This is a genomic window from Streptococcus australis (assembly GCF_015553625.1).
GTDB classification, from domain to species: domain Bacteria; phylum Bacillota; class Bacilli; order Lactobacillales; family Streptococcaceae; genus Streptococcus; species Streptococcus australis_B.
Window position 1 is genome coordinate 20,245 of the sequence record NZ_JADNGY010000003.1, and the last position, 20,915, is coordinate 41,159.

Consider the following 20,915-nt stretch of genomic DNA (forward strand, 5'->3'; position numbering starts at 1 on the left):
TCAATGGATAGATTACGAGAAAGAGAGATCCGAAAGAAGGCAAATGAGATCAGAGAACAATGCACCACAACAAGGTATGGTATTTCAAATCTTTTCAAAGACTGTGAAAATTTTAAAATCAAGCTTTTTCGCTATCCTATGGGTGAGGATGCTGATCTTGGTTTTACATTAAAGAGAGATAATGATATTATTATTTTTACGAATACAAGTATCCGTCTTTCAAGGGAAATCTTTACACTTGCTCATGAAATCGGACACGCAGTTCTCCATTTTGAAAATAAAAAGGCTTTTTTTGATAATAATTCAACTGTGTCGGGTTCAGACGCTGATGAAAAAGAACATGAAGCAAATTATTTTGCAGCTTGCCTGTTGATGCCACAAGAAAAAGTGGAAAGCTTTATTGATTTCGAAATAGAGGATAGTGAAAGCCTTTCAGCAAGAGATATTGCTAAAATGATGGTGGAATTTAACGTTAGCTTTGACATGGTAGTTAATAGATTACTTAGTTTACAGTTTATTGATGAACAAAAAAAAACACTATTAAATGTTGATAAAGTTGAAGCTAAAGTAGGGAATCTTATTAAATCAGTTGGTGGGGGTTCTGCTTTAAATCGTCCTAGCGAGGAAATAGTTATTCCTGAAGAGTACTCAAAATATGCACTCTATAACTTTAATAATGGGGCAATGCCGAAAGAAACATTGGAAAAAGTTTTAGAATATTATCATCTTTCACTTGAAGATTTTGAGGATGAGATTGAACAAAGTAATGTTTTTAGTCAGGAAGATGATGCAGAGGATATAAATTTGGATGATTTAATTGGAGGATTAAGTGATTGAACGCTTCACTGGATACAAATACTATTATTCATTTTTATAGAGCAGGCTGTCAAAATATTCTTTTTGAGTATTTTGATTCTATCTATATTTGTGACCAAGTCTATTCAATTGAATTGAAAAACCATGGACAAGATATCCTGTCTAATGTATACTTAGACATTCAAGCAGGGAAACTGGAATTATTTTCAAAAGAAAAAATGGCTAGAGAAGGAATTTTCCAGCTTTTTGAAGGACACGCTAAAGAACAAGAAATATTGTATAATCAGGGAGATAAAGGCGAGGCACATGCTATCGCTTTAGCAAAAACACTAGGTGCATGCTGTTTGGTCACTGATGATACAAAATACAAAGGACCGTATAAAAGCCTTTTGCAATATGATGATGAAGTTATGCCTTTTACATTTGCGGAAGTTATTATTCTCTATTATATTTTTGGAACAATAGACGCTTCTCAAGCAATATTGTATTTTGATAAAATCAATATCAAATCAACAATGAATTGGAATTTTGAAACACAGCTAAAAAACTTTTTAAGACGGTTTAACCCAAAACAGGATAGTAAAGATTCTAGGTGGCTCGATAAGGCGTTAAAGGAACAAAAAGTTAGCCTAAAAAATAAAATACTAAATATGCAACAATCTTTAAAAACAAATAACCAATAGCAAATAGCCATAAACCTTGCTATTGAATAAGTAATTTTACTTCTTTTAATCTAAAAAAAGAATCAGTCGATTCTTTTTTTGTATTATTTTAAAATTATGCCTTTTAATTCATCTTCTAAAGAGGCTCTATGTACTTTATATTTTTGAGCTGGTTTTAGTGAATTTCATGTATGATAAAATTCATAATTTATTATTATAATTTATTAATAGGAAGGTAATTTGTGTTTATCAAATATTTAACAAAAAATGAGGCAAGACAGTAACTTTTCTTAAGTTACTGTCTTATTTTTTACACATATTATACAAAAGTGAAAAAATAAACATAGCACTCCAATAGAGAAAATTCTTTGTAGCTCTGTTTTAACCAATACAAAAATAATGAGCTAAAATACCAAAAAAAATAAAAATTTACTTAGAACCTTGAAGGCTTATCTACAAAATATTGAATCAGTAAATCACTTAGATAATGTTTAATATATTTCCTAATATCTATCCTCTTACTCCTCAATAGGCGTGAAGTTACCTACTATTCTCCCAATTATACGAGGATTTTCCTCATAAGGCGCATAAATATCATCATACTTCTTGTTTATCGAAACAAGACGCAGATAGGTTTTATGAAGATACACTTTTTTACATAGGTTTGATTGTTAAATTCCACTGCATAAATTTGTCCATCTTCATTATTTGTTGATTGCTTAATCAATACTACATCTCTATCAGGCAATTCAGACTCCATTTAGTCCTCTAAAACCCACGTTGAGGCGGTATCACTACTTGTAAAAGTTTAGAAACCTTTGAACGAAAGGGAGAATGAAAAGCGTGAAGGTAGCTTCTCTAATCGAATAGAGGGTAAGAATCAGAGTAATAGTTCAAGTATGGCTTCTGGATACTATAGTCTGACATGCTATCAATCTATTTCAGAAGCTGGACAAATTGTAGTAACTTTCCTTGAAGGAACTGGGGTAGATTTATAAGAGACTGTGACTGGGAAGTTGCAGTTTTTTTAGGGGTTTAATGGTATAATGAGATTATAAATGTGGATATTGTTTAAATTCTCTGGAGGACACAGAATGTTGAATTTAGTAAAAGGTCACCAAGTTAGCTTGGTAGAAAACCTGTTTGAATCATTTACAAAGTTAACTGAACATCATTTGATGGCGAATGTACACGCAGAAAAAATATTAGAGATTTTTCAACACTTTATTGTGATTCATGACGAGCCCTTGTTTTTTATTTTGGAATTGCCTGTCAGTATTGATAGAGAAAAAGTGATAGCAAAGAATATTATTAAGGAATCCCATAAGGATGTTTATTATATTGATGGTTGTTCAAGAGAAGAATGTCTAGCACTGTTGATTAGATACGGTGATTTACTTGTAAATGATGGATTAAGTAAGTTTGGATTTGGTGGACATAAAAGTCACGATGAAATCATGCTTGATAGCTATAATGTTGTGACAATTTATAGTAAAGAACTATCGAAATTTAATGACTTTTTTGAACCTCATAATATTCAATTTGTAGAAGAACTAGTGACAGCTTGGAAAACTTTTTCTAAGACCTCACCAGGAATCTCTGAAATCTATGAAAGTAATGGAAAAACTGTTTATGATTTGCCTACAGAATTAGCTGAATGGGGAATATATTTAGCTGAAACTCGAACAGAATAGGCATATTTATAGGATTAGAAAGAGAATATTTCTATTCCTCTAATACCCCAAATTTAACTTTAGTAAATTTATAGAAGGAAAAGCTAGATGTAAGCACACGTTGATGTGTGAGTATTGCTCGTGAATGATAAAAGATAGGGTATAATTCATTACACTGTTTTTGGATAAATATTGTTAGACTGTAACTTTTATGTTGCAGTTTTTCAATTTATACATGGTATAATTAAAATAATAAAATAAAGAGGATTTTTTATGAGTAAAGAACTAGTATTTCAAAGTGTAGAATCACTACAACAAGTTGTAAACGTAATTAATGAGGCTGCGGCAGCTCTTAATGATAAAACACGTACAATAAGAGAGAGTCCAATCCCAGAAGGGTCAGCTGGAGCATTGGGATCAGGTATTGGTGGCATAGGTTCATTTGCAGCTCTTTATGGTTTAGGTACTGTAGGGTTATCAGCTGTTGGAATTACTTCTGGTCTTGCAACTATTGGCAGTATTGTTGGAGGTGGTATGGTAGCTGGAGTGTTTGTAATGGCTGCTCCAAATGACTAACTTTATATCAACAAGTAGTACTTATTAGATTTCAGATGAAGAAATTCAAATTCTCGAAAAGAACGCCACTAATGGAGATAAAAACTCAGCCTTCAAATTATATCAATACCATATGTTTGTATCTTTAGATCAAGATTTGGAATTTAAATGGCTAGAGATAGCGGCAAAAAATGGATATCCAATTGCCCAATCCAATTTAGCCGATTTATTTTTCACACTAGGCAATAAAGAAAAAGCCATATTTTGGGCTAAAAAGGCATATAGAAATGGTGCCAAACTACCAGACGAATTAAAAATATTGATAAATATCAATTAATTAATAAGATTTAGCGGATTATCGTTACGAACCTGATGCGGATCGGTTTATTAACCAAGATCCGATTAGGTTGTTGGGTGGGGAGAATTAGTATGCTTTTGCGCCGAATTACAATTTATAGTGCATTCAGAAGAGGTTCAAAGAACTTGGGCTGAGTCTAAAGATATTACTGTTATAAATATGAAAGATGCTCACGCAGAAGAATCTTTAATCAAGTCAGGAAAAGGAATTACAGAAATTGAGGCCTCACGTCCTATATGTCTTGATTGTAAAGATTTGATGAATGAAAAAGGTGTTAAAAGTAAAACTCCTCGTTCTAGTAAGAAAAGTAGAAAAAGACGTAACATAGGAAGGTGCTAATATGGAAAAATATGAAGAAAAGGTAAAAAAGGAATTGGAAAATTTAACAAGTACACAAAGATTACTTTTTGGAGCATGTTGCATCGATAGAATTTTACATTTCATAGAAGATTTTGATAAGTTTTTAGTAGAAAATCATATTAAAAGAATAACTGAAGAAGCATATTTTTCCTTATGTACTGAGTGGCTAGATAGAATATTTTTGTATAATAATATAAGCAAAGATATTTCTTCTGATGAAATTGAAAAAACTCTGAATACATTAAATAAAATCATCCCCGATACAGAGGAGTTTCCAGATAACGTAGTTATCTTTACACAAAATTCTATGATAGGGTTATCATATCTATACGAGTTTATAAATAAAAATGAACTAATTTTTATTACGAATTGTAGTGATAAGGTAATTGAAACAATTGATGTTATGTATTACGAAACAGATTATGAACGGCTTGATATACATTATGAAGAAGATTACAAAATACAATTTAATTGTATTGAAATGATTAAAGCAGGGAAAGACATAACTGAATTACGTAAATATAATCAATTAACTAGAGTGAATAGCAAGCCGTAGCCCGGAGAAAACCTTCAGTCCTGACGTAGGATATGTGCGGTACGTACGCACGCGGTTTCTGTTTTTCAGACGACCTCGAAAACCAAACCTACTTCATTTAGGACGACAGCCACCTCTCACAGGAAATCCATTCGGACGGCAGGTATACCTATATCTACACCGATCCCGACAGCTATGAACCCCTGCACAGGTACACAACCGGACTAACATGGTAATAAATACTCTTTAAAGAATACACATAAGAAGGATAAATTATGTATTTAGATCAAGTAAATTATGAATTAAACAAAAAAATCAATGATTTTGTATGTAACTCAAATAAAAAGTAAATACTATATTTCATTTGAGGTAGATGATGAAAAAATTAAACGTGTTGATAGGCAAGATGGAATAAAAAGACTGTATATTGAAGAAGATATTCATCTAAGAGATAGCAATGGAAAATTAAAAAGCGATGTACAACATGGTATTTGTGGTAGTACATCAAAAAAAGGAAAGGGAGGAAAATAAAAATGAGTTGGACAGAAGGTGAATTTTATCGTTTTTACACAGACAAAGAAATTAAAAATGTTTATAAAAGAATTACAGACATAGTAGAAAATAAACTAAAATTTAAGTATGAATATACAGAATTTAATGATGAAAAAAATTTATTCTTTTATAAGAATAATAAAATGTTAAATTCCCATTTAAAAAAAGGTTACCACTTAAATAAAAACGGAGAAGGTTGTTTTGGTCTTGAAGGAAAAAGAGTTACGATGAATCAGGTGGTTAGTTTATACAAATTTGATGGATTATCCGACTTTGAACCTTACGATATTAATTTAATTTTTGAAAAAGCCTACTATTATTTATTAGTTTTGCCCGAGCCTATTGAAACATCAAAATTTTCAAAAGAAATATTTGATTTATTTTCGGATGCATTAAATAGCAAATAACTTTAAACAAGCCATAACAAGTAGGTTGGATCAAGACCCAATAAAGCCTGTAAGGCCATCTCTGAAACATCCGTTCTTTAACAATCTCATTACCATTAGCAATGGCATTCTATCTAGAGGTCATTTTTCCTGATGGCTGATAAACTGGATATAGCGGGGAAGCTTAGTAAAGAAGAAATTGATTGGATTAGATCCAAAGCTGACTGGATTGACCCAATAGTTTCTTCAACAGACGAATTACTAGGAATTAGAAATCATGAAAATTCTAGAGAACAAAAAGAACAATATCTGAGTGAGAAAAGGTACTATTGGTAATTTTGTGTTTTTAGTTTTACAGAGTGTAGTGTTATTGGAGTAAATTATTAACTAATTTAGTAATAAATTAGTTTACCTTTTTTAAAATAGGAATTTGGTACAAGACATCTTTCGTTCTAAAGTGTTATTTAAATGTTGATTCTATCCCTTTCGTTCTATAATATAGGAGTATACTAGCACCACATGTTGAGGCGGTAAGTTTGCTAGTCAAGGAGTAAAACGACGAAGATTAGCATTTACTTCCGCCCATGCGATAGCTGTCCGTGATTGACAAGTGCTAGCACGCAGACAGAACGGAGATAGCGAACCGCTGAGTGTGTCGCTCTGCTCGTAAAAGCTTAGAAACCTTTGAACGAAAGGGATAATGAAAGCCTTGATTGCAAGGCTTTTTGCTTTATGGTGGGTAAGTATCAGAGTGAGAAAATTTTTGGAATGAGTAGAAGTGATAGCTAGAAATTATCAGTTTCTATTTCCATTTACCCTGTGGGTACGTGTTTGTTTCCATTGACAAGGAGTTTGTGGGAATAGAAATGTACCCACCTTGTTTGAATCAAGTGAAGTGTAGTTGAAGGAAATCTGTTGAAAGCAATACTTCATTTTACCGAATAAGTAATAATTTAGGCAACTTCAAATCGATTAAAAAAAACTATTTTAAAGGTTAAGAGTAGACAAAAATTGTCCACTCTTTTTTGCAAACTCAATTTATCAATAAATGAAATGAGGGAATGTAAAATGAAATATTTTGAGGTTGAGTTAGAAAATCCTGATGAATTTTTAAAACTACAAACAGAAGATTTTGTGAAAGCTAATCGCTTGCTACTAAGGAAGATAATCCAGAGCGTTACAGTCTATGAAGAAAACTTCGTCATATCCTTTAAATCTGGCATCGAATTGGAAGTATGAGTCTCATTCCATAACTTTTATATTGAACATATCATCTTGTTGTGTTATACTATAAATTGATATAAACAAAGATGTAGGAGGAACCGAAACTATGACAGCCTCAATGCGTTTAAGATAAGCTGGCAATAAAAAAAGCAGAATCTATACCCGATGATAGGCTTTTTTGTTGTGCTTATTTATACGATATTGAGCATTCATTAGTTACGGTGAGGATATTGGTTATTTAACTATACCTTTATTTAACTATGTCTTTAATATGAATGTTTCCAAATTGTATGTATGCAGACCAAAAGCCACATTGTGGGGTTTGGCCTGCATTTTTTATTGCCTAGAATGCTATTCAAAATAGAAATTCAAGCAAAATAATATGCAGGAGATAATATAAATGGAAAAATACAACAATTGGAAACGAAAATTTTATGCAATATGGGCAGGGCAAGCAGTATCATTAATCACTAGTGCCATCCTGCAAATGGCGATTATTTTTTACCTTACAGAAAAAACAGGATCTGCGATGGTCTTGTCTATGGCTTCATTAGTAGGTTTTTTACCCTATGCGATTTTGGGACCTGCCATTGGTGTGCTAGTGGATCGTCATGATAGGAAGAAGATAATGATTGGTGCCGATTTAATTATCGCAGCAGCTGGTGCAGTGCTTGCTATTGTTGCATTCTGTATGGAGCTACCTGTCTGGATGATTATGATAGTATTGTTTATCCGTAGCATTGGAACAGCTTTTCATACCCCAGCACTCAATGCGGTTACACCACTTTTAGTACCAGAAGAACAGCTAACGAAATGCGCAGGCTATAGTCAGTCTTTGCAGTCTATAAGCTATATTGTTAGTCCGGCAGTTGCAGCACTCTTATACTCCGTTTGGGATTTAAATGCTATTATTGCCATCGACGTATTGGGTGCTGTGATTGCATCTATTACGGTAGCAATTGTACGTATACCTAAGCTGGGTAATCAAGTGCAAAGTTTAGAACCAAATTTCATAAGGGAGATGAAAGAAGGAGTTGTGGTTCTGAGACAAAACAAAGGATTGTTTGCCTTATTACTCTTAGGAACACTATATACTTTTGTTTATATGCCAATCAATGCACTATTTCCTTTAATAAGCATGGAACACTTTAATGGAACGCCTGTGCATATTTCTATTACGGAAATTTCCTTTGCATTTGGGATGCTAGCAGGAGGCTTATTATTAGGAAGATTAGGGGGCTTCGAAAAGCATGTATTACTAATAACAAGTTCATTTTTTATAATGGGGACCAGTTTAGCCGTTTCGGGAATACTTCCTCCAAATGGATTTGTAATATTCGTAGTTTGCTGTGCAATAATGGGGCTTTCGGTGCCATTTTATAGCGGTGTGCAAACAGCTCTTTTTCAGGAGAAAATTAAGCCTGAATATTTAGGACGTGTATTTTCTTTGATCGGAAGTATCATGTCACTTGCTATGCCAATTGGGTTAATTCTTTCTGGATTCTTTGCTGATAAAATCGGTGTAAATCATTGGTTTTTACTATCAGGTATTTTAATTATTGGCATTGCTATAGTTTGCCAAATGATAACTGAGGTTAGAAAATTAGATTTAAAATAAACAATATTGGAGGAATATTTATGTATCTTATTTTCATGTAACTCTTCCTGCTAAAATCGCAGGGTTTTCCCTGCATACAAGCAAATGAAAGCATGCGATTATAGACAGGAGGAAATGTTATGGAATTAATATTAAAAGCAAAAGACATTCGTGTGGAATTCAAAGGACGCGATGTTTTAGATATAAATGAATTAGAAGTATATGATTATGACCGTATTGGTTTAGTAGGAGCAAATGGTGCTGGAAAAAGCACTTTACTCAGGGTACTTTTAGGAGAATTAACTCCCCCAGGATGTAAAATGAATCGTCTGGGTGAACTTGCCTATATTCCCCAGTTGGACGAAGTAACTCTGCAGGAGGAAAAAGATTTTGCACTTGTAGGCAAGCTAGGTGTTGAGCAATTAAATATACAGACTATGAGCGGTGGTGAAGAAACAAGGCTTAAAATAGCACAGGCCTTATCGGCACAGGTTCATGGTATTTTAGCGGATGAACCTACGAGCCATTTAGACCGTGAAGGAATTGATTTTCTAATAGGACAGCTAAAATATTTTACAGGTGCACTGTTAGTTATTAGCCATGACCGCTATTTTCTTGATGAAATAGTAGATAAAATATGGGAACTGAAAGATGGCAAAATCACTGAGTATTGGGGAAACTATTCTGATTATCTTCGTCAGAAAGAGGAAGACCGTAAGAGCCAAGCTGCAGAATACGAACAATTTATTGCGGAACGTGCCCGATTGGAAAGGGCTGCGGAGGAAAAGCGAAAACAGGCTCGTAAAATAGAACAGAAGGCAAAAGGTTCTTCAAAGAAAAAAAGTACTGAAGACGGAGGGCGTTTAGCTCATCAAAAATCAATAGGAAGTAAGGAAAAAAAGATGTATAATGCTGCTAAAACCCTAGAGCACAGGATTGCGGCCTTAGGAAAAGTAGAAGCTCCGGAAGGCATTCGCAGAATTCGTTTCAGGCAAAGTAAAGCATTGGAGCTCCATAATCCATACCCTATAGTCGGTGCAGAAATTAATAAAGTATTTGGGGATAAGGCTCTGTTTGAAAATGCATCTTTTCAAATTCCGTTAGGAGCAAAAGTGGCGTTAACTGGTGGTAATGGAATCGGAAAAACAACTTTAATCCAAATGATCTTAAACCATGAAGAAGGAATTTCTATTTCGCCTAAGGCAAAAATAGGTTACTTTGCACAGAATGGTTACAAGTACAACAGTAATCAGAATGTTATGGAGTTTATGCAGAAGGATTGTGACTACAATATATCAGAAATTCGTTCAGTGCTAGCATCTATGGGGTTCAAACAGAACGATATTGGAAAAAGTTTATCTGTTTTAAGCGGTGGAGAAATTATAAAATTGTTGCTTGCTAAAATGCTCATGGGTAGATATAACATCTTAATAATGGATGAACCCAGTAACTTCCTTGACATACCAAGTTTAGAGGCTTTGGAAATACTAATGAAGGAGTACACCGGAACTATCGTGTTTATCACCCACGATAAACGATTACTCGAAAATGTAGCAGATGTAGTTTATGAAATTAGTGATAAGAAAATAAATCTGAAACATTAAATTTAAGGTAGTCGCTGGTCAGTATAGTCTGTTCTGGTTGGCGACTCCATTGTTAAAGAGTATAAAGACTTTAGATTTTATGAATATTAAAAATAGGAACAGTCAATTGAACTGCTCCTATTTTTCTGCTAAATATATTGTAGTTTTCTTATATGTATAATGATAGATTAGCGGATTCTCATCTACGGTACTTACTTCAAATATGAAGAAGTGATCGCGGTTATCTCTGGACTTTTCCTTATTGAGGACAAAGTAATTCTTACGTGAAGTCGCCATTGTTTTTAGGATATCATCAGTTAGGAAGGTCAATGGAATATTCATGTTAGAGTAGCGGTAGAAGTCACGTTCAAAATCTTGGTAGCTCTCGCTATAATAGTCCATTTGTAGGTGATTACGCTGAAACTCAAGCTGATTCATAGAGCACCTCCTCGACAAGTTCAATACTAATAATGTCTTTTAATTTCAAATTGATGTGACCTGTTGTAGTTTTTATCAAAATGAAATCTTTGGTCAGACTTGGTATTGTTCCAGTGTAGGAAACACGCTTGTTTTTTTCAATCACTTGAATGCGTGTGCGTAGCTGCCCGGCGTATACTTGACTGAGGAGTAATAATTTCTTCTCTAGTGATAAGTCAGACATGTACGTTACTTTGTTTGTATCATCAGAGAGTGCTGATGCATGTTCAGATAGGAAAAAGCCCATCCATTTTTGCATCTTTGTATCCTGGTACTCTCTTGCTGATTGAAATGGTAAATATGAACGGTCAATCATATCAAATCCTTTCTATGCAGAGGCAAGGGTATTTTTATCAAATTGAATCGTAAAACCTTGAATTCCCCCACCTGTGTAACATTCTTTAAAGCGATTGATTACCTCAGTATAGATTATCACAGATGAGCTTGTTGGCTTAATGCTAAATGTAAATTCCAATGGTAATCGGTTTTCAGATTTAGCATGTACTAGTCGTATCGATATTTCAGTTGTTTTGAGTTTTCTCTGACGAAGTTTTGAAGTTGCTGTTTCAACGATTCCATGTAAAAATCTTTCAAGCATTTCAATATCATTACATCCTTTGCTACGGATTTCTGAAAATTGTACTGTATTTTTTTCTTGTTTCATTTTAATCCCTCCAATCCACCCGCGGAATGACCACCGATAAGTTTACTGCGTTCAATATTTCTGGAACCTTCAGTTAGGACGGTTCCTTTTTGTATGGCTAAAAAACCAAACTGTTCTCTGACAACATCAATAGCTGTCTGAAGTCTATTATCTTTTTCAATTTGTTCTACATCATCAAAGAGTGATAGTAGAGTATAGCTTTCATCTACGAAGCCACTATAAGATACACCAATTTGTCTCACTGCACCAGAGGTGTATTTTTTCGGAATAATACAAGTACATGACTCACCATTGTTTTGGGGAGATTTGCGGGTTCAATTTTATTCTGAGCATTTATAGATTTTTTCATCTCAGTCCTAGAATAGCCAATATGAATAGAAACGACAGTAGTCAATACTAGGGCTACTGTTCCGTTCCACAGTATCATTTAAAAATCATTTTCACACCCTTTCGTCTATTAGTATAGAAGAAAGCTCTCAGCACATGAGGAGAAATCATGAGGGATATTATCAGTTGAATAAGTAAGAGCATAATCTACATCTCCAAAGTAGGAGTGGCTAGTTCCAGCAGAAAGTCCTTCATAGGTTTTATAACTGAATAGATCGACTTACTTTGTTGTCGAATTTTTCCTGTTCTTCAAGTAATTCTAAGGAATAGACGACAACTTTAAAATCAAATAAGCTAAAAACGCTCTAAAATCATTAAATTGACATAAAAGTGTTTTTTATTGTCAAAATATACAATTGAAAAAATTTCCAGTTTTTTTAAAATCACTTTCTTAGATGACAATTTAATCAAAATATGATATAATACAGAAAAAGTAAAAATAACAAAAGTAAAAATAACAAAAGTAACTTACAGAAGTAAAAGAAAAAAAGTAAATAGATAGCCACGGCGGATATTCCTTTCATCGTTTAGAAGGAGTTGCTGTGGTTATTGTTGTCGCTGAGCTAATTAATTGCTCTTATTACTTAGATGAAGTTACTTTTATTATTGAATTAATTTGAATAATAATAACGATCAATGAAAGTACTCATCGATATTCCCTTTATGCAGTTTAGAGCACAAAGGAAAATAGTACTGATTTGATCGTTTTTTTCTGTATTGACATCATAAAACACAGTAAGAACCTTCAGTCATAATAAACAAGGAGGTAACATGAGATTTGTTGTATATAAACATTCGCTGATTCTAGGTGATAATAATATCGTTACAAAGCAATTGATTGCACTCAAACATGATGATGGCACATTACAATTCACTCATTTTCATAGATATGTAAAATCTTCCGCAAAAATTAAGTCTATCTCAGACGATGCCAACAAACGTTTTTCATACGTTGTTAAGTTTTTGAACTATATATTTGGAACAGTTGGGGTAAATAATCTTGATCAACTAACTTTTGAAATGGTCAAGGAATTTTTTACGCTTTATGGTTTAGCACAATTGCCTGAAGATAGAACAAATAGAAAGAAAAGTACAGTCGAAAAATGTGTAAATGCCGTTCTTGATTTTTTAACTCTATACTTGAATGAACGAAAAGGGAAGGCTAAATTGAAGCCAAAAGACCTTTATTCTATCAATACGTTCACTAATAGACGAGGTAGAGTCATCAAAAGAAAAGAGTTGAATTTTGAGGTATTTGTTGATGGAAGCAACACACAGAAGTCAATTTTTAGGGATATGCCAAACAGCGCCTTTGAAATGCTTTTTGCTCACATTGCTCAATATCACAAGGATTTACTTATGGTTGTTGCTTTGGGAGCATTTGTTGGTTTAAGACCATCAGAAGCTTGTAATGTAAGGCGTGAAGATAGCCCTTTGGGGGCAGGTATCATATTTCACCAAAGTGATGATCAAGTATTTAAAATTGAGATTGATCTGCGAGAAGAAATGCCCCTTAGAAGCGATTTAAAGCCAACTGGACGAATTAAAAAGGAAAGACTTCAAGCTGTACCTTATATCTTCTTAGAGGTCTTTTTAGACACCTACAATGACTATATGAGCTACCTAGAAGGTAAAAGGTATGAGAGAGATTATGGTCCATTAAACCTTAACAAGCAAGGGAAAGCATTGTCATACGATGTGTACTATCAACGATTTCGTAAGATTATTCGCGAAGAAATGATTCCAATATTTCTTAAATCTGATGACCCAGAGGTTGTCTTTTTTGGTCAACTCTTGCAAGAAAATAATATTTCACCCCATATCTTTAGGCACTGGTACACCACACAATTGGTTTTGTCAGGTGTTAATGAAGTTAGTGAACTGATGTCTGCTAGAGGGGACAATTCACCAGAAAGTGCTTGGGTTTATTTACAAAATAAAGGAGAAATTGCAAAACAATATGGTCAGGTTAATAATGGTGTTTTTGAATATATGAACTGGCAAGCAGAAAAATTGTTTGGAGAAGATTAAAAGGAGTAGCTATTGGTAGTAGATTTAAAAAATTATCTTGAAAGAATATTAGTCGAGTTAGGTGCTGCTACAATAAAACACCGTGAGAAAGTCAGTGGATTCTTACTAGACAATGAATGGTTTGGTGTGTCTATAAATCTTGATGATTATACTATTTCTGAAAAAGATGCTGAAGTTCTTAAAAATCACATCAAAGACTATCTAACAACACCTCCTGGAATTAAGAGTATGGAAGGAATCTTTTCAAAAAAATTTCCTTCTACAAGTGAATTATTCGTACAATTTGCTGAAGAAGAAAAACTGAGTGAAACAAAACGTTTCTATCTACTTGATCTTTTAGCATACTACTTAACAAAAGATTTGTTTCTATATAGTGATGCTGAAGTAGAGACCTTAGTAGAAGTAGCAACAGAAGTTCTTACGAAGTCACAAGGCAATATCCTCATTCAATTTATTAAATGGCTACTCAATAAAGGAGTTACTCGTTATCGAGTAAGTTTTGAAATGACAAAGCGTTACACGATTGAGAGTGCAAATGGAGCGTATGAATTAGATGAATACCTTGAATTAATGTACTACCTATTCAACGAAAACTACATCATAAAAAATGATATGTTGTGTAAAGCAGCAAATTCAAAAAACTATGCAGATACATGGTTGTATCTAGGGTTACATTTTATTTGCGCACTAAGATCAACAGACTTAGAAAGATTAGGACATCCTAAATTAACAAGAGAACCATTAGAAGTTTTAGAAGCAGTAGTAGATGGAACTTGGAGTAGTAGTGAAGCTAGAAGGACTTTACTAAGTATTACAACAAGATTGACTTATTTAAACTTAACACCTAATAAAACCAAAAACGCTTCTAATGTTGCTCAGCTAAAGTTTCATGTCCCAGAAAGTTGTCAGGTTCTTATTGGAACGTTATTGGCTATCTGTGAGGCACATTTCCAACTCCAAATACCATACAATGCAGAAAATCCATTGATCAGACAAATTAAAACTTATGAAAAGATTACTAGTTATATGGGGGAGGAAGTCGGAAATTTATTTTTAGAGCGTAACTTTAGTAGTCGTTCTGCAAACAAGTCCTACTTACAATCTGTCGCAATGTTAGCAGATGACGTTCTTGAAGAAAAGTCAGAACTGAATATTAAAGGTTATTTTTTAGCAGCATTAGCTCGTAGCCATAAAGGTAATTTTAATGAATTTGCGCAAACTACAACAACGTATCTAAAAGATGCCCAACTTGGACAACTAAAACCTGAAATGGTTGCAAAAGAACTATTTGAGCGAGGCGTATTATCCATGATTCCGTCTATGCTCTTGACCATTGTAACTAGAGGAAAGTATAAAGAATTAAGTCCAAGCCAACAAACTCAAATGATTAAAAGTTTAGATCTAACACCAGTAGAAATTGAGAAAACGTTAGAATTGAGCATTAGGGCTGATTTACGTTCGCAACAAGCTTTAAAAACTCTAGTTGAAAACAATGTTGAACCTGAACAATTACTGACAATCTGTCATCGAATTGGCAACGGAGAGGCTTTCTCTAAGCAGGGAGAAAGTATGTGTCTCTTGTCTGCATTAGGGAAACTATGCCCCTATGATGACCGTCAACATTGTGTCGGTTGCCAGTATGAATTACAAACAAAATCTACCTTACTTTTGTTAATTGGTGAGTTTAATCGTCTCAATAAACAATATCAAAAATTAAAAAATGAACTAGAACGAGGAAAAGTTCGAGCTATTCTTGAGCAACAGATTAAACCATGTCTTACAGAAATGTTAGAAGCATTATCAGAACAGTATGGAGAAGCTGTATTATCTGATTATGAGGATATTATTAAGGAGTTAGTCAGTTGAATAATCAATCAAAATTATTTCGCAAAGTAAATGAAATTATCCTGTTTGATGACAATATGATTGAAAGCGCAAAAGAATGTTTTCAAGACTATGTTGAAAAAGGGATTATCCTAACCACCAATTTTGAAGAAAATAAATGGGCAACAACTAATGAATATTCTAACGTTAGCTTCATTTTTAACTTGAATAAATTCCAATATAAAAGGTTTTATGAACAAGTATTTCAATTATCTTTTGATGATTTTGTCACCTACTTAAAGAGTTTTATAGTGCTATCTATGGAACATCATGTTTTAATCACACTCCAAGCCTTTTTAAGAGATATAAAGAAATTAGTCAAAGAACTAAAAGTGAACGAAGTCTTCTCGTTAGCAAATATGAAGATTTCCAACCCCTCAGTATGTATAGATTTTCTTTCTACACTACCATGTTTAGAGAGTAACGAATTAACACAACTGATTGAGCAACTAGATGAACTTTTAAATGTTAGTTATCAACTGAACACTAAAAAACAGCGAAAGTTAGCCCAATTTCAATCCTATTTTTTATTTAATGATATTTTAAACGACTATTGGGTTAAACCATTATCAGATGAAGAAAGATTATTTTACTACCCTCTTTACTTATGGTGGCAAATAACAGCAGTAGTACCGCTTAGACCAAGGGAGTTTTTGCTCACTCAGAGAAATTGTCTCACAGAAAAAAACGGAAATTATTACTTAACTCTCAGACGAAATAACTTAAAAGGAAAAGACAAGGGAGTATCCCATAAAATTTCAGAGGATTATTATTTAACAACTTACGAAGTACCATTTAAGCTTGCGAGTGAGATTTTAAATTATTTAGAGCTAACCAAAGACTTATCATCTACACAGTTAGATACCCTATTTGTGACAGACTCTCATTATCGGAAATGGAAACGTATTGCTGGTACTAAAAACCGTTTCTTGACGTACAGTAACTTAAATACAATTTTAAAATATTTCTTTAATGAGATTGTATCTCAACAGTATGGGTATTTTGTCCATCATATCAATTCCCCAAATCAATTAGAAGATCATGAGATTAATTTCATTCATATTGGAGATACTAGACACATTGCAATGATCAATCTGATAGCAGAAGGAGCTAGTCCAGTAACAGCAATGCTCTTAGCTGGACATGATAGTGTCACAACATCTTCACATTATTTTTCAAATCTGAGTCAGTTTATTGAATGTAGGAGCTATCAGCTTTATCGTAAATTAACAAACTCTCAAACGTCTTATGCTATAAGTAAAACTCAACATAAATACACCATTAATAAAAACTATGTTCCTCTTGATAATAAGGGCAGATGTTATTCACCTCGATTTGCGGAAGGTGATTATTCAGACTGTCTTAAAGTCATTAGCTCACATGCAGAGCTTGGTGCTTGTACTAGTTGTCCATTTTACAGAAAAGCTGGAAAAGATTATTTCTCTATGGATAAATCCTTTAAGAAATCAATCGACGAGGAAGCTTTAATTGTAGATGAGGCTATAAAAAGAGTTCGACAAGGAAAGGGGAATATAGAAGATATTGGTGAGGCATTATTAAAACTTAAAACAGTTAGTCATTCTTATCAAGAATATCTAACTGAAAAACATTTATCCTTACAGGAGTTCTCAAATGGCTAGAAAGAAGTATATTGATAATCAAGAATTGCTATTGTTATTTGAACATTATTTACTAGAACATTGTTCGAATAATCCTAGACTATTCAAAATTCCACAGTTTGGAAATTACCTTAGAAGCAACGGATTTCCGCAGGTTGCAGACACAACGATTAGAAGAAACAAAGAATTTAGACAAGCCCTTAATGATAGATTGGAACTATTTGAAGACGACACTTATCAAACAGTTATAACGTATAAAACTCTAGATGTAGAACGTTTCTTAATGACCAATAGAACCCCTAAAGCAATCAAATCAGCATTGATGGAACTTAACAATTATTATAAAAGAGTTGTTGATGCAGCAATAGAATATAAGGAAGAAGTCAGTAAGCTCAAAACAAGAGTTTCAGAGTTGAAAAATGAGGTAGCACAACTTAATGAAAAGAATGCTGAAATTAAGGAGCAGACAGCATTAAACAAAGAATTATTAGAGGAAAACAAAAAGTTAAGAAATCTTCTTAAAACCAGTTTGTATCCTGGGATTGCAAATGAATTATTAAAAGAAGAAGGCTTGTTAAAATCTGATCAGCAACTTGTAACTAAGAAGTATCTTAGTGAGAATATTATTACATCAGACACGAAAATATCTTTTGAAAAGCACACTCATAACGAGAAGCAAACAAGCAAAAGTAAGATTTTGGAAATTAAAAACATATTGGATAATAAGACTAAGTATTAGGAGGAAAAAATGTCAGACTTAATCACTGATTTCCCAGCTTTACTGAAATATTGGAACTTTGATAGCAATATTAAATTAGATATAGAAGAACTACCTATTACTAGTAAAAAACACGTTAACTGGAAATGTCCTAACTGTTCCTATGAATGGAAAGCAAGTGTTTCAACATCTTACAAGCAAATTCTAAATCATACGAAAATCTGTCCTGTATGTGACCTCGGAGAAGTGCTTGTAAAAGGACAAAACTCTATATCTGATAGGTTTCCTAACCTTCTTGAGTACATAAACTTTCATTATGAAAATATAGAAACAATTCAAAACGAAATTGAAAATTTAACCTTTACTTCAAAGAGATTATTTCATTTTAAATGTCCTACCTGTCATGTTGGTTGGAAAGATGTAGCCAATACTTCTAGATTATTAACAACAAAATTAAACAAAAAAGTTTTTCATGCAGGCTGTAACGAATATAAATATAATGTACTTTTCTATAAAGCATACCCTAATCTTGGGAAAATATATCTTTCAGGCGATTATAACGAGTTGGAATTTGAAAAATTAACTCTCAGTGATAATGTTACAATTCCCAGAAAATGGAAATGTGATAAGTGCGATTGTTTTTTTGATTTATCAATAGATAAGTTGATTTCAAGAATTAAGAGGAATGGATTTTATTGCACTAAATGTGAAGCAACTTTTGACACAGCTATAAAAGCGAACGCAACTCCGCCTCTTGTTTACACAGATAAGCATCTTCTTGAGCAATTGGTTAGAAATCATATTAAAAAAAATATGATTGACTGTTTGTCTAATATAGTAGCAACTTGGAAATGTTCAGAATGTAATGGGGAATATGAATGCTCAGTTGTTAAAAGACATCAAGAAGGTTGTCCATATTGCAGTGATAAACAAATGTTAAAAGGCTTTAACACCTTGAAAGAAACTCATCCATATTTAGAGAAATTTTGGGATAAAAGTAATGATAAATCTATTTCTGAATACTGGCATAAATCATTTGATGTTTTAAATTGGAAATGTCCTTGTTGTAATATTCAGTTTCAATGCAGCCCTGTCGAAATGATTTCTAGAACTAACTTAGAGAATAGTAATTTTGAAACGTGTCCTAAGAACTGTGATTGGAATAAATTGGTTTTTAACAATGATATTTTCCATAATTCGCCAAGGTTACGGAAAGAATGGAGTAAAAAAAATAATATCCCTGTTCACTTAGCTCTAAGTCATATTGATACAAAAAAATATTGGTGGAACTGTTCTATTTGTCAAGGCGAATACCTTTGTTCAATTCCAATAAGAAGAGAAGTAATAGATAGCTGTCCATATTGTAATGATGAACAACCATTAAAGGGATATAATACAATATCTGATATTCATCCTGAACTAACTAGTTATTGGAGCAGCAAGAATACCCAAAAAATTGATGAAATAACTCTATCGGAAGCTAAAAATAAAAAATATATTTGGTTGTGCGACTGTTGTAATTTAGAATTTAATGAAAAACTAAGTATTGTTCTAGATAAATTTTCGAATATTAACAATAGAGAACTCAAGAAAATTTGCCCTTACTGTAATAAAAAGATACCTAAACCTGAAGAATCATTGGGTTACAAAAAACCATTTTTAAAATCAGAATGGCTGGAAAATATTAATGGGGACATTTATAATGTTTTCTCTAATTCAAACGATATAATTGAATGGATATGTAGAAAATGTCACAGAAACTTTAAGGCAAAAATTTCTAATAGAGCTGAAGACGATAAATGTTGCCCTTATTGTTCCAATAGAATATTAATAAAGGGAATCAATGACCTTGCGACAACTCATCCTCACTTAATAAAAGAGTGGTCAAATTTGAATGACCGACAATTAAGTTGTTTAACCAACAAATCAAGCTATAAAGCATGGTGGAAATGTTCTGTATGTTCAAATACATACCAGCAGGTTGTTAGTTCTAAGTTAATTAGTAAAACATCTTGTCCTTACTGTCGAAAAACAAAAGTATTAAAAGGCTTTAACGACCTTGCGACCACACACCCGTGGTTGATTAAGGAATGGTCAACTTTAAATGACAGGGACAGGGACTCTAGTTCTATAATGTGTAATTCAAATTATAGAGCATGGTGGAAATGTGCTGAATGTAGCAAAGAATATCGGCAATCAGTTAAGAAAAAAATTCTAATGAATAAATCTTGTTGTCCATATTGTCGAAACAATAAAGTATTAAAAGGTTTAAACGATCTTGCAACAACACATGAGTATTTATTAAACGAATGGGATTATCTGAATAATATTCTTTTAGCAAAGCCAACAGAAATTGATGAGAAAAGTAATAAAATTGTATGGTGGATTTGTAAAGATGATCCAAATCATCGGTATAAGTTTAAAATCAATGAAAAAATCAAATATGAAAAACGTAACTTAATAACCTGTAAAATCTGTAAAGGTTTAAGAAGAAAACAAGAGCATTTCGTTCAGTTTGCTAAAATATATTAAACAATCCAAAAACACTCTAAATCAATAAATTGATATTAAAGTGTTTTTTTAATATCAAAATGTACATTTGAAAAATTTTTAGTTTTCACTTAAATAAAGTACATTTTACAGTAGATGAACAACTTTTAAAATTTTCAGTGTTCACTTAAATAAAGTACATAATTGAGAATAATTAGCTCTAAAAAAATTTTTGGTTATTCTAAAAAAGGTATAGAGTATAGAAAACAGTCTTATAGATCCCCTATAACATCTTTCCGAAAAACTATAATTTTCTTGAAAAATACATCTAGCTATGCTATACT

Annotated in this window: 21 protein-coding genes and 1 pseudogene; 17 read left to right on the top strand and 5 right to left on the bottom strand. The window is 32.8% G+C overall.

From position 1 onward, the window contains the following. Positions 1-3 precede the first annotated feature (3 nt). Positions 4-837: an ImmA/IrrE family metallo-endopeptidase gene (locus tag I2D56_RS03060; RefSeq protein ID WP_195347956.1), complete on the top strand. Its 834-nt coding sequence runs from the start codon at positions 4-6 to the stop codon at positions 835-837. After that, entirely contained in the window at positions 834-1,499 is a 666-nt protein-coding gene (locus I2D56_RS03065; protein ID WP_195347957.1) for a PIN domain-containing protein, read from the top strand. The genes I2D56_RS03060 and I2D56_RS03065 overlap by 4 nt, the downstream gene beginning before the upstream one ends. A 497-nt stretch (positions 1,500-1,996) precedes the next feature. Here I2D56_RS03065 and I2D56_RS03070 read toward each other — a convergent pair. Then, positions 1,997-2,238: pseudogene (locus I2D56_RS03070) on the bottom strand (S24 family peptidase); the annotation flags it as partial. A gap of 334 nt (positions 2,239-2,572) precedes the next feature. Here I2D56_RS03070 and I2D56_RS03075 point away from each other — a divergent pair. The 10 genes from I2D56_RS03075 (at position 2,573) to msr(D) (ending at position 10,322) form a co-directional block, all read left to right on the top strand. Next, positions 2,573-3,172: a hypothetical protein gene (locus tag I2D56_RS03075; protein WP_195347958.1), complete on the top strand. Its 600-nt coding sequence runs from the start codon at positions 2,573-2,575 to the stop codon at positions 3,170-3,172. 252 nt (positions 3,173-3,424) lie between these two features. After that, positions 3,425-3,727, top strand: coding sequence for a hypothetical protein (locus I2D56_RS03080; RefSeq protein ID WP_229050173.1), 303 nt, complete (start codon positions 3,425-3,427; stop codon positions 3,725-3,727). A gap of 136 nt (positions 3,728-3,863) precedes the next feature. Then, positions 3,864-4,043 carry a hypothetical protein gene (locus tag I2D56_RS09795; RefSeq protein ID WP_229050174.1) on the top strand — a complete coding sequence of 60 codons (180 nt, stop codon included), beginning with the start codon at positions 3,864-3,866 and terminating at the stop codon, positions 4,041-4,043. A gap of 361 nt (positions 4,044-4,404) precedes the next feature. Beyond that, entirely contained in the window at positions 4,405-4,980 is a 576-nt protein-coding gene (locus I2D56_RS03090; RefSeq protein WP_195347959.1) for a hypothetical protein, read from the top strand. 297 nt (positions 4,981-5,277) lie between these two features. Further along, positions 5,278-5,490 carry a hypothetical protein gene (locus I2D56_RS03095; RefSeq protein WP_048713484.1) on the top strand — a complete coding sequence of 71 codons (213 nt, stop codon included), beginning with the start codon at positions 5,278-5,280 and terminating at the stop codon, positions 5,488-5,490. Between the two features lie 2 nt (positions 5,491-5,492). Beyond that, entirely contained in the window at positions 5,493-5,918 is a 426-nt protein-coding gene (locus I2D56_RS03100) for a hypothetical protein (protein ID WP_195347960.1), read from the top strand. A 132-nt stretch (positions 5,919-6,050) separates the two neighbouring features. Continuing rightward, the gene (locus I2D56_RS03105; RefSeq protein ID WP_229050175.1) at positions 6,051-6,233 is read left to right on the top strand and encodes a hypothetical protein; all 183 of its coding nucleotides are present in this window, start codon (positions 6,051-6,053) and stop codon (positions 6,231-6,233) included. Positions 6,234-6,965: 732 nt separating this feature from the next. Beyond that, complete coding sequence (locus tag I2D56_RS03110; RefSeq protein WP_000873143.1) at positions 6,966-7,136, top strand: hypothetical protein; 171 nt, start codon at positions 6,966-6,968, stop codon at positions 7,134-7,136. Between the two features lie 385 nt (positions 7,137-7,521). Beyond that, positions 7,522-8,739 (top strand): macrolide efflux MFS transporter Mef(A), encoded by a 1,218-nt coding sequence (gene mef(A) / locus I2D56_RS03115; protein WP_000417519.1) that lies wholly within the window; start codon positions 7,522-7,524, stop codon positions 8,737-8,739. A 119-nt stretch (positions 8,740-8,858) separates the two neighbouring features. Further along, the gene (gene msr(D), locus I2D56_RS03120; RefSeq protein WP_195347961.1) at positions 8,859-10,322 is read left to right on the top strand and encodes an ABC-F type ribosomal protection protein Msr(D); all 1,464 of its coding nucleotides are present in this window, start codon (positions 8,859-8,861) and stop codon (positions 10,320-10,322) included. Between the two features lie 117 nt (positions 10,323-10,439). On the opposite strand, the gene I2D56_RS03125 is transcribed toward msr(D), so the two are convergent. The 4 genes from I2D56_RS03125 to I2D56_RS03140 are packed head-to-tail and all read right to left on the bottom strand — an operon-like array spanning position 10,440 to position 11,684. Beyond that, the gene (locus I2D56_RS03125) at positions 10,440-10,739 is read right to left on the bottom strand and encodes a DUF5960 family protein (RefSeq protein WP_001072467.1); all 300 of its coding nucleotides are present in this window, start codon (positions 10,737-10,739) and stop codon (positions 10,440-10,442) included. Then, positions 10,726-11,094: a hypothetical protein gene (locus tag I2D56_RS03130; RefSeq protein ID WP_000567222.1), complete on the bottom strand. Its 369-nt coding sequence runs from the start codon at positions 11,092-11,094 to the stop codon at positions 10,726-10,728. Before I2D56_RS03130 ends, I2D56_RS03125 begins: the two co-directional genes overlap by 14 nt. Before the next feature lie 12 nt (positions 11,095-11,106). After that, positions 11,107-11,442 carry a hypothetical protein gene (locus I2D56_RS03135; RefSeq protein WP_000806926.1) on the bottom strand — a complete coding sequence of 112 codons (336 nt, stop codon included), beginning with the start codon at positions 11,440-11,442 and terminating at the stop codon, positions 11,107-11,109. Further along, positions 11,439-11,684, bottom strand: a complete 246-nt coding sequence (locus I2D56_RS03140; protein WP_001813542.1) for a hypothetical protein — start codon at positions 11,682-11,684, stop codon at positions 11,439-11,441. The genes I2D56_RS03135 and I2D56_RS03140 overlap by 4 nt, the downstream gene beginning before the upstream one ends. A 916-nt stretch (positions 11,685-12,600) precedes the next feature. Here I2D56_RS03140 and I2D56_RS03145 point away from each other — a divergent pair. From I2D56_RS03145 to I2D56_RS03165, 5 genes are read left to right on the top strand one after another with little or no spacing between them, the layout of a single operon-like run. Then, on the top strand, positions 12,601-13,860 hold the full coding sequence (locus I2D56_RS03145; protein ID WP_195347962.1) for a site-specific integrase: 1,260 nt from the start codon (positions 12,601-12,603) through the stop codon (positions 13,858-13,860). Positions 13,861-13,872: 12 nt separating this feature from the next. Continuing rightward, entirely contained in the window at positions 13,873-15,726 is a 1,854-nt protein-coding gene (locus I2D56_RS03150; RefSeq protein WP_195347963.1) for a hypothetical protein, read from the top strand. Then, positions 15,723-17,384, top strand: coding sequence for a hypothetical protein (locus I2D56_RS03155; protein WP_195347964.1), 1,662 nt, complete (start codon positions 15,723-15,725; stop codon positions 17,382-17,384). Before I2D56_RS03150 ends, I2D56_RS03155 begins: the two co-directional genes overlap by 4 nt. Then, positions 17,377-18,102 (top strand): hypothetical protein, encoded by a 726-nt coding sequence (locus I2D56_RS03160; protein WP_195347965.1) that lies wholly within the window; start codon positions 17,377-17,379, stop codon positions 18,100-18,102. The genes I2D56_RS03155 and I2D56_RS03160 overlap by 8 nt, the downstream gene beginning before the upstream one ends. Positions 18,103-18,111: 9 nt before the next feature. Continuing rightward, positions 18,112-20,613 carry a zinc-ribbon domain-containing protein gene (locus I2D56_RS03165; RefSeq protein ID WP_195347966.1) on the top strand — a complete coding sequence of 834 codons (2,502 nt, stop codon included), beginning with the start codon at positions 18,112-18,114 and terminating at the stop codon, positions 20,611-20,613. Positions 20,614-20,915: the final 302 nt, after the last annotated feature.

Bases quoted from the DNA above. Each gene is read 5' to 3' on its own strand.
- I2D56_RS03080 (WP_229050173.1), top strand. From the start codon at position 3,425: ATGAGTAAAGAACTAGTATTTCAAAGTGTAGAATCACTACAACAAGTT.
- I2D56_RS03090 (WP_195347959.1), top strand. From the start codon at position 4,405: ATGGAAAAATATGAAGAAAAGGTAAAAAAGGAATTGGAAAATTTAACA.
- I2D56_RS03125 (WP_001072467.1), bottom strand. From the start codon at position 10,739: ATGAATCAGCTTGAGTTTCAGCGTAATCACCTACAAATGGACTATTAT.
- I2D56_RS03105 (WP_229050175.1), top strand. From the start codon at position 6,051: ATGGCTGATAAACTGGATATAGCGGGGAAGCTTAGTAAAGAAGAAATT.
- I2D56_RS03130 (WP_000567222.1), bottom strand. From the start codon at position 11,094: ATGATTGACCGTTCATATTTACCATTTCAATCAGCAAGAGAGTACCAG.
- I2D56_RS03100 (WP_195347960.1), top strand. From the start codon at position 5,493: ATGAGTTGGACAGAAGGTGAATTTTATCGTTTTTACACAGACAAAGAA.
- I2D56_RS03160 (WP_195347965.1), top strand. From the start codon at position 17,377: ATGGCTAGAAAGAAGTATATTGATAATCAAGAATTGCTATTGTTATTT.
- I2D56_RS03075 (WP_195347958.1), top strand. From the start codon at position 2,573: ATGTTGAATTTAGTAAAAGGTCACCAAGTTAGCTTGGTAGAAAACCTG.
- I2D56_RS03135 (WP_000806926.1), bottom strand. From the start codon at position 11,442: ATGAAACAAGAAAAAAATACAGTACAATTTTCAGAAATCCGTAGCAAA.
- I2D56_RS03060 (WP_195347956.1), top strand. From the start codon at position 4: ATGGATAGATTACGAGAAAGAGAGATCCGAAAGAAGGCAAATGAGATC.
- I2D56_RS03145 (WP_195347962.1), top strand. From the start codon at position 12,601: ATGAGATTTGTTGTATATAAACATTCGCTGATTCTAGGTGATAATAAT.
- I2D56_RS03110 (WP_000873143.1), top strand. From the start codon at position 6,966: ATGAAATATTTTGAGGTTGAGTTAGAAAATCCTGATGAATTTTTAAAA.
- I2D56_RS03165 (WP_195347966.1), top strand. From the start codon at position 18,112: ATGTCAGACTTAATCACTGATTTCCCAGCTTTACTGAAATATTGGAAC.
- I2D56_RS03095 (WP_048713484.1), top strand. From the start codon at position 5,278: ATGATTTTGTATGTAACTCAAATAAAAAGTAAATACTATATTTCATTT.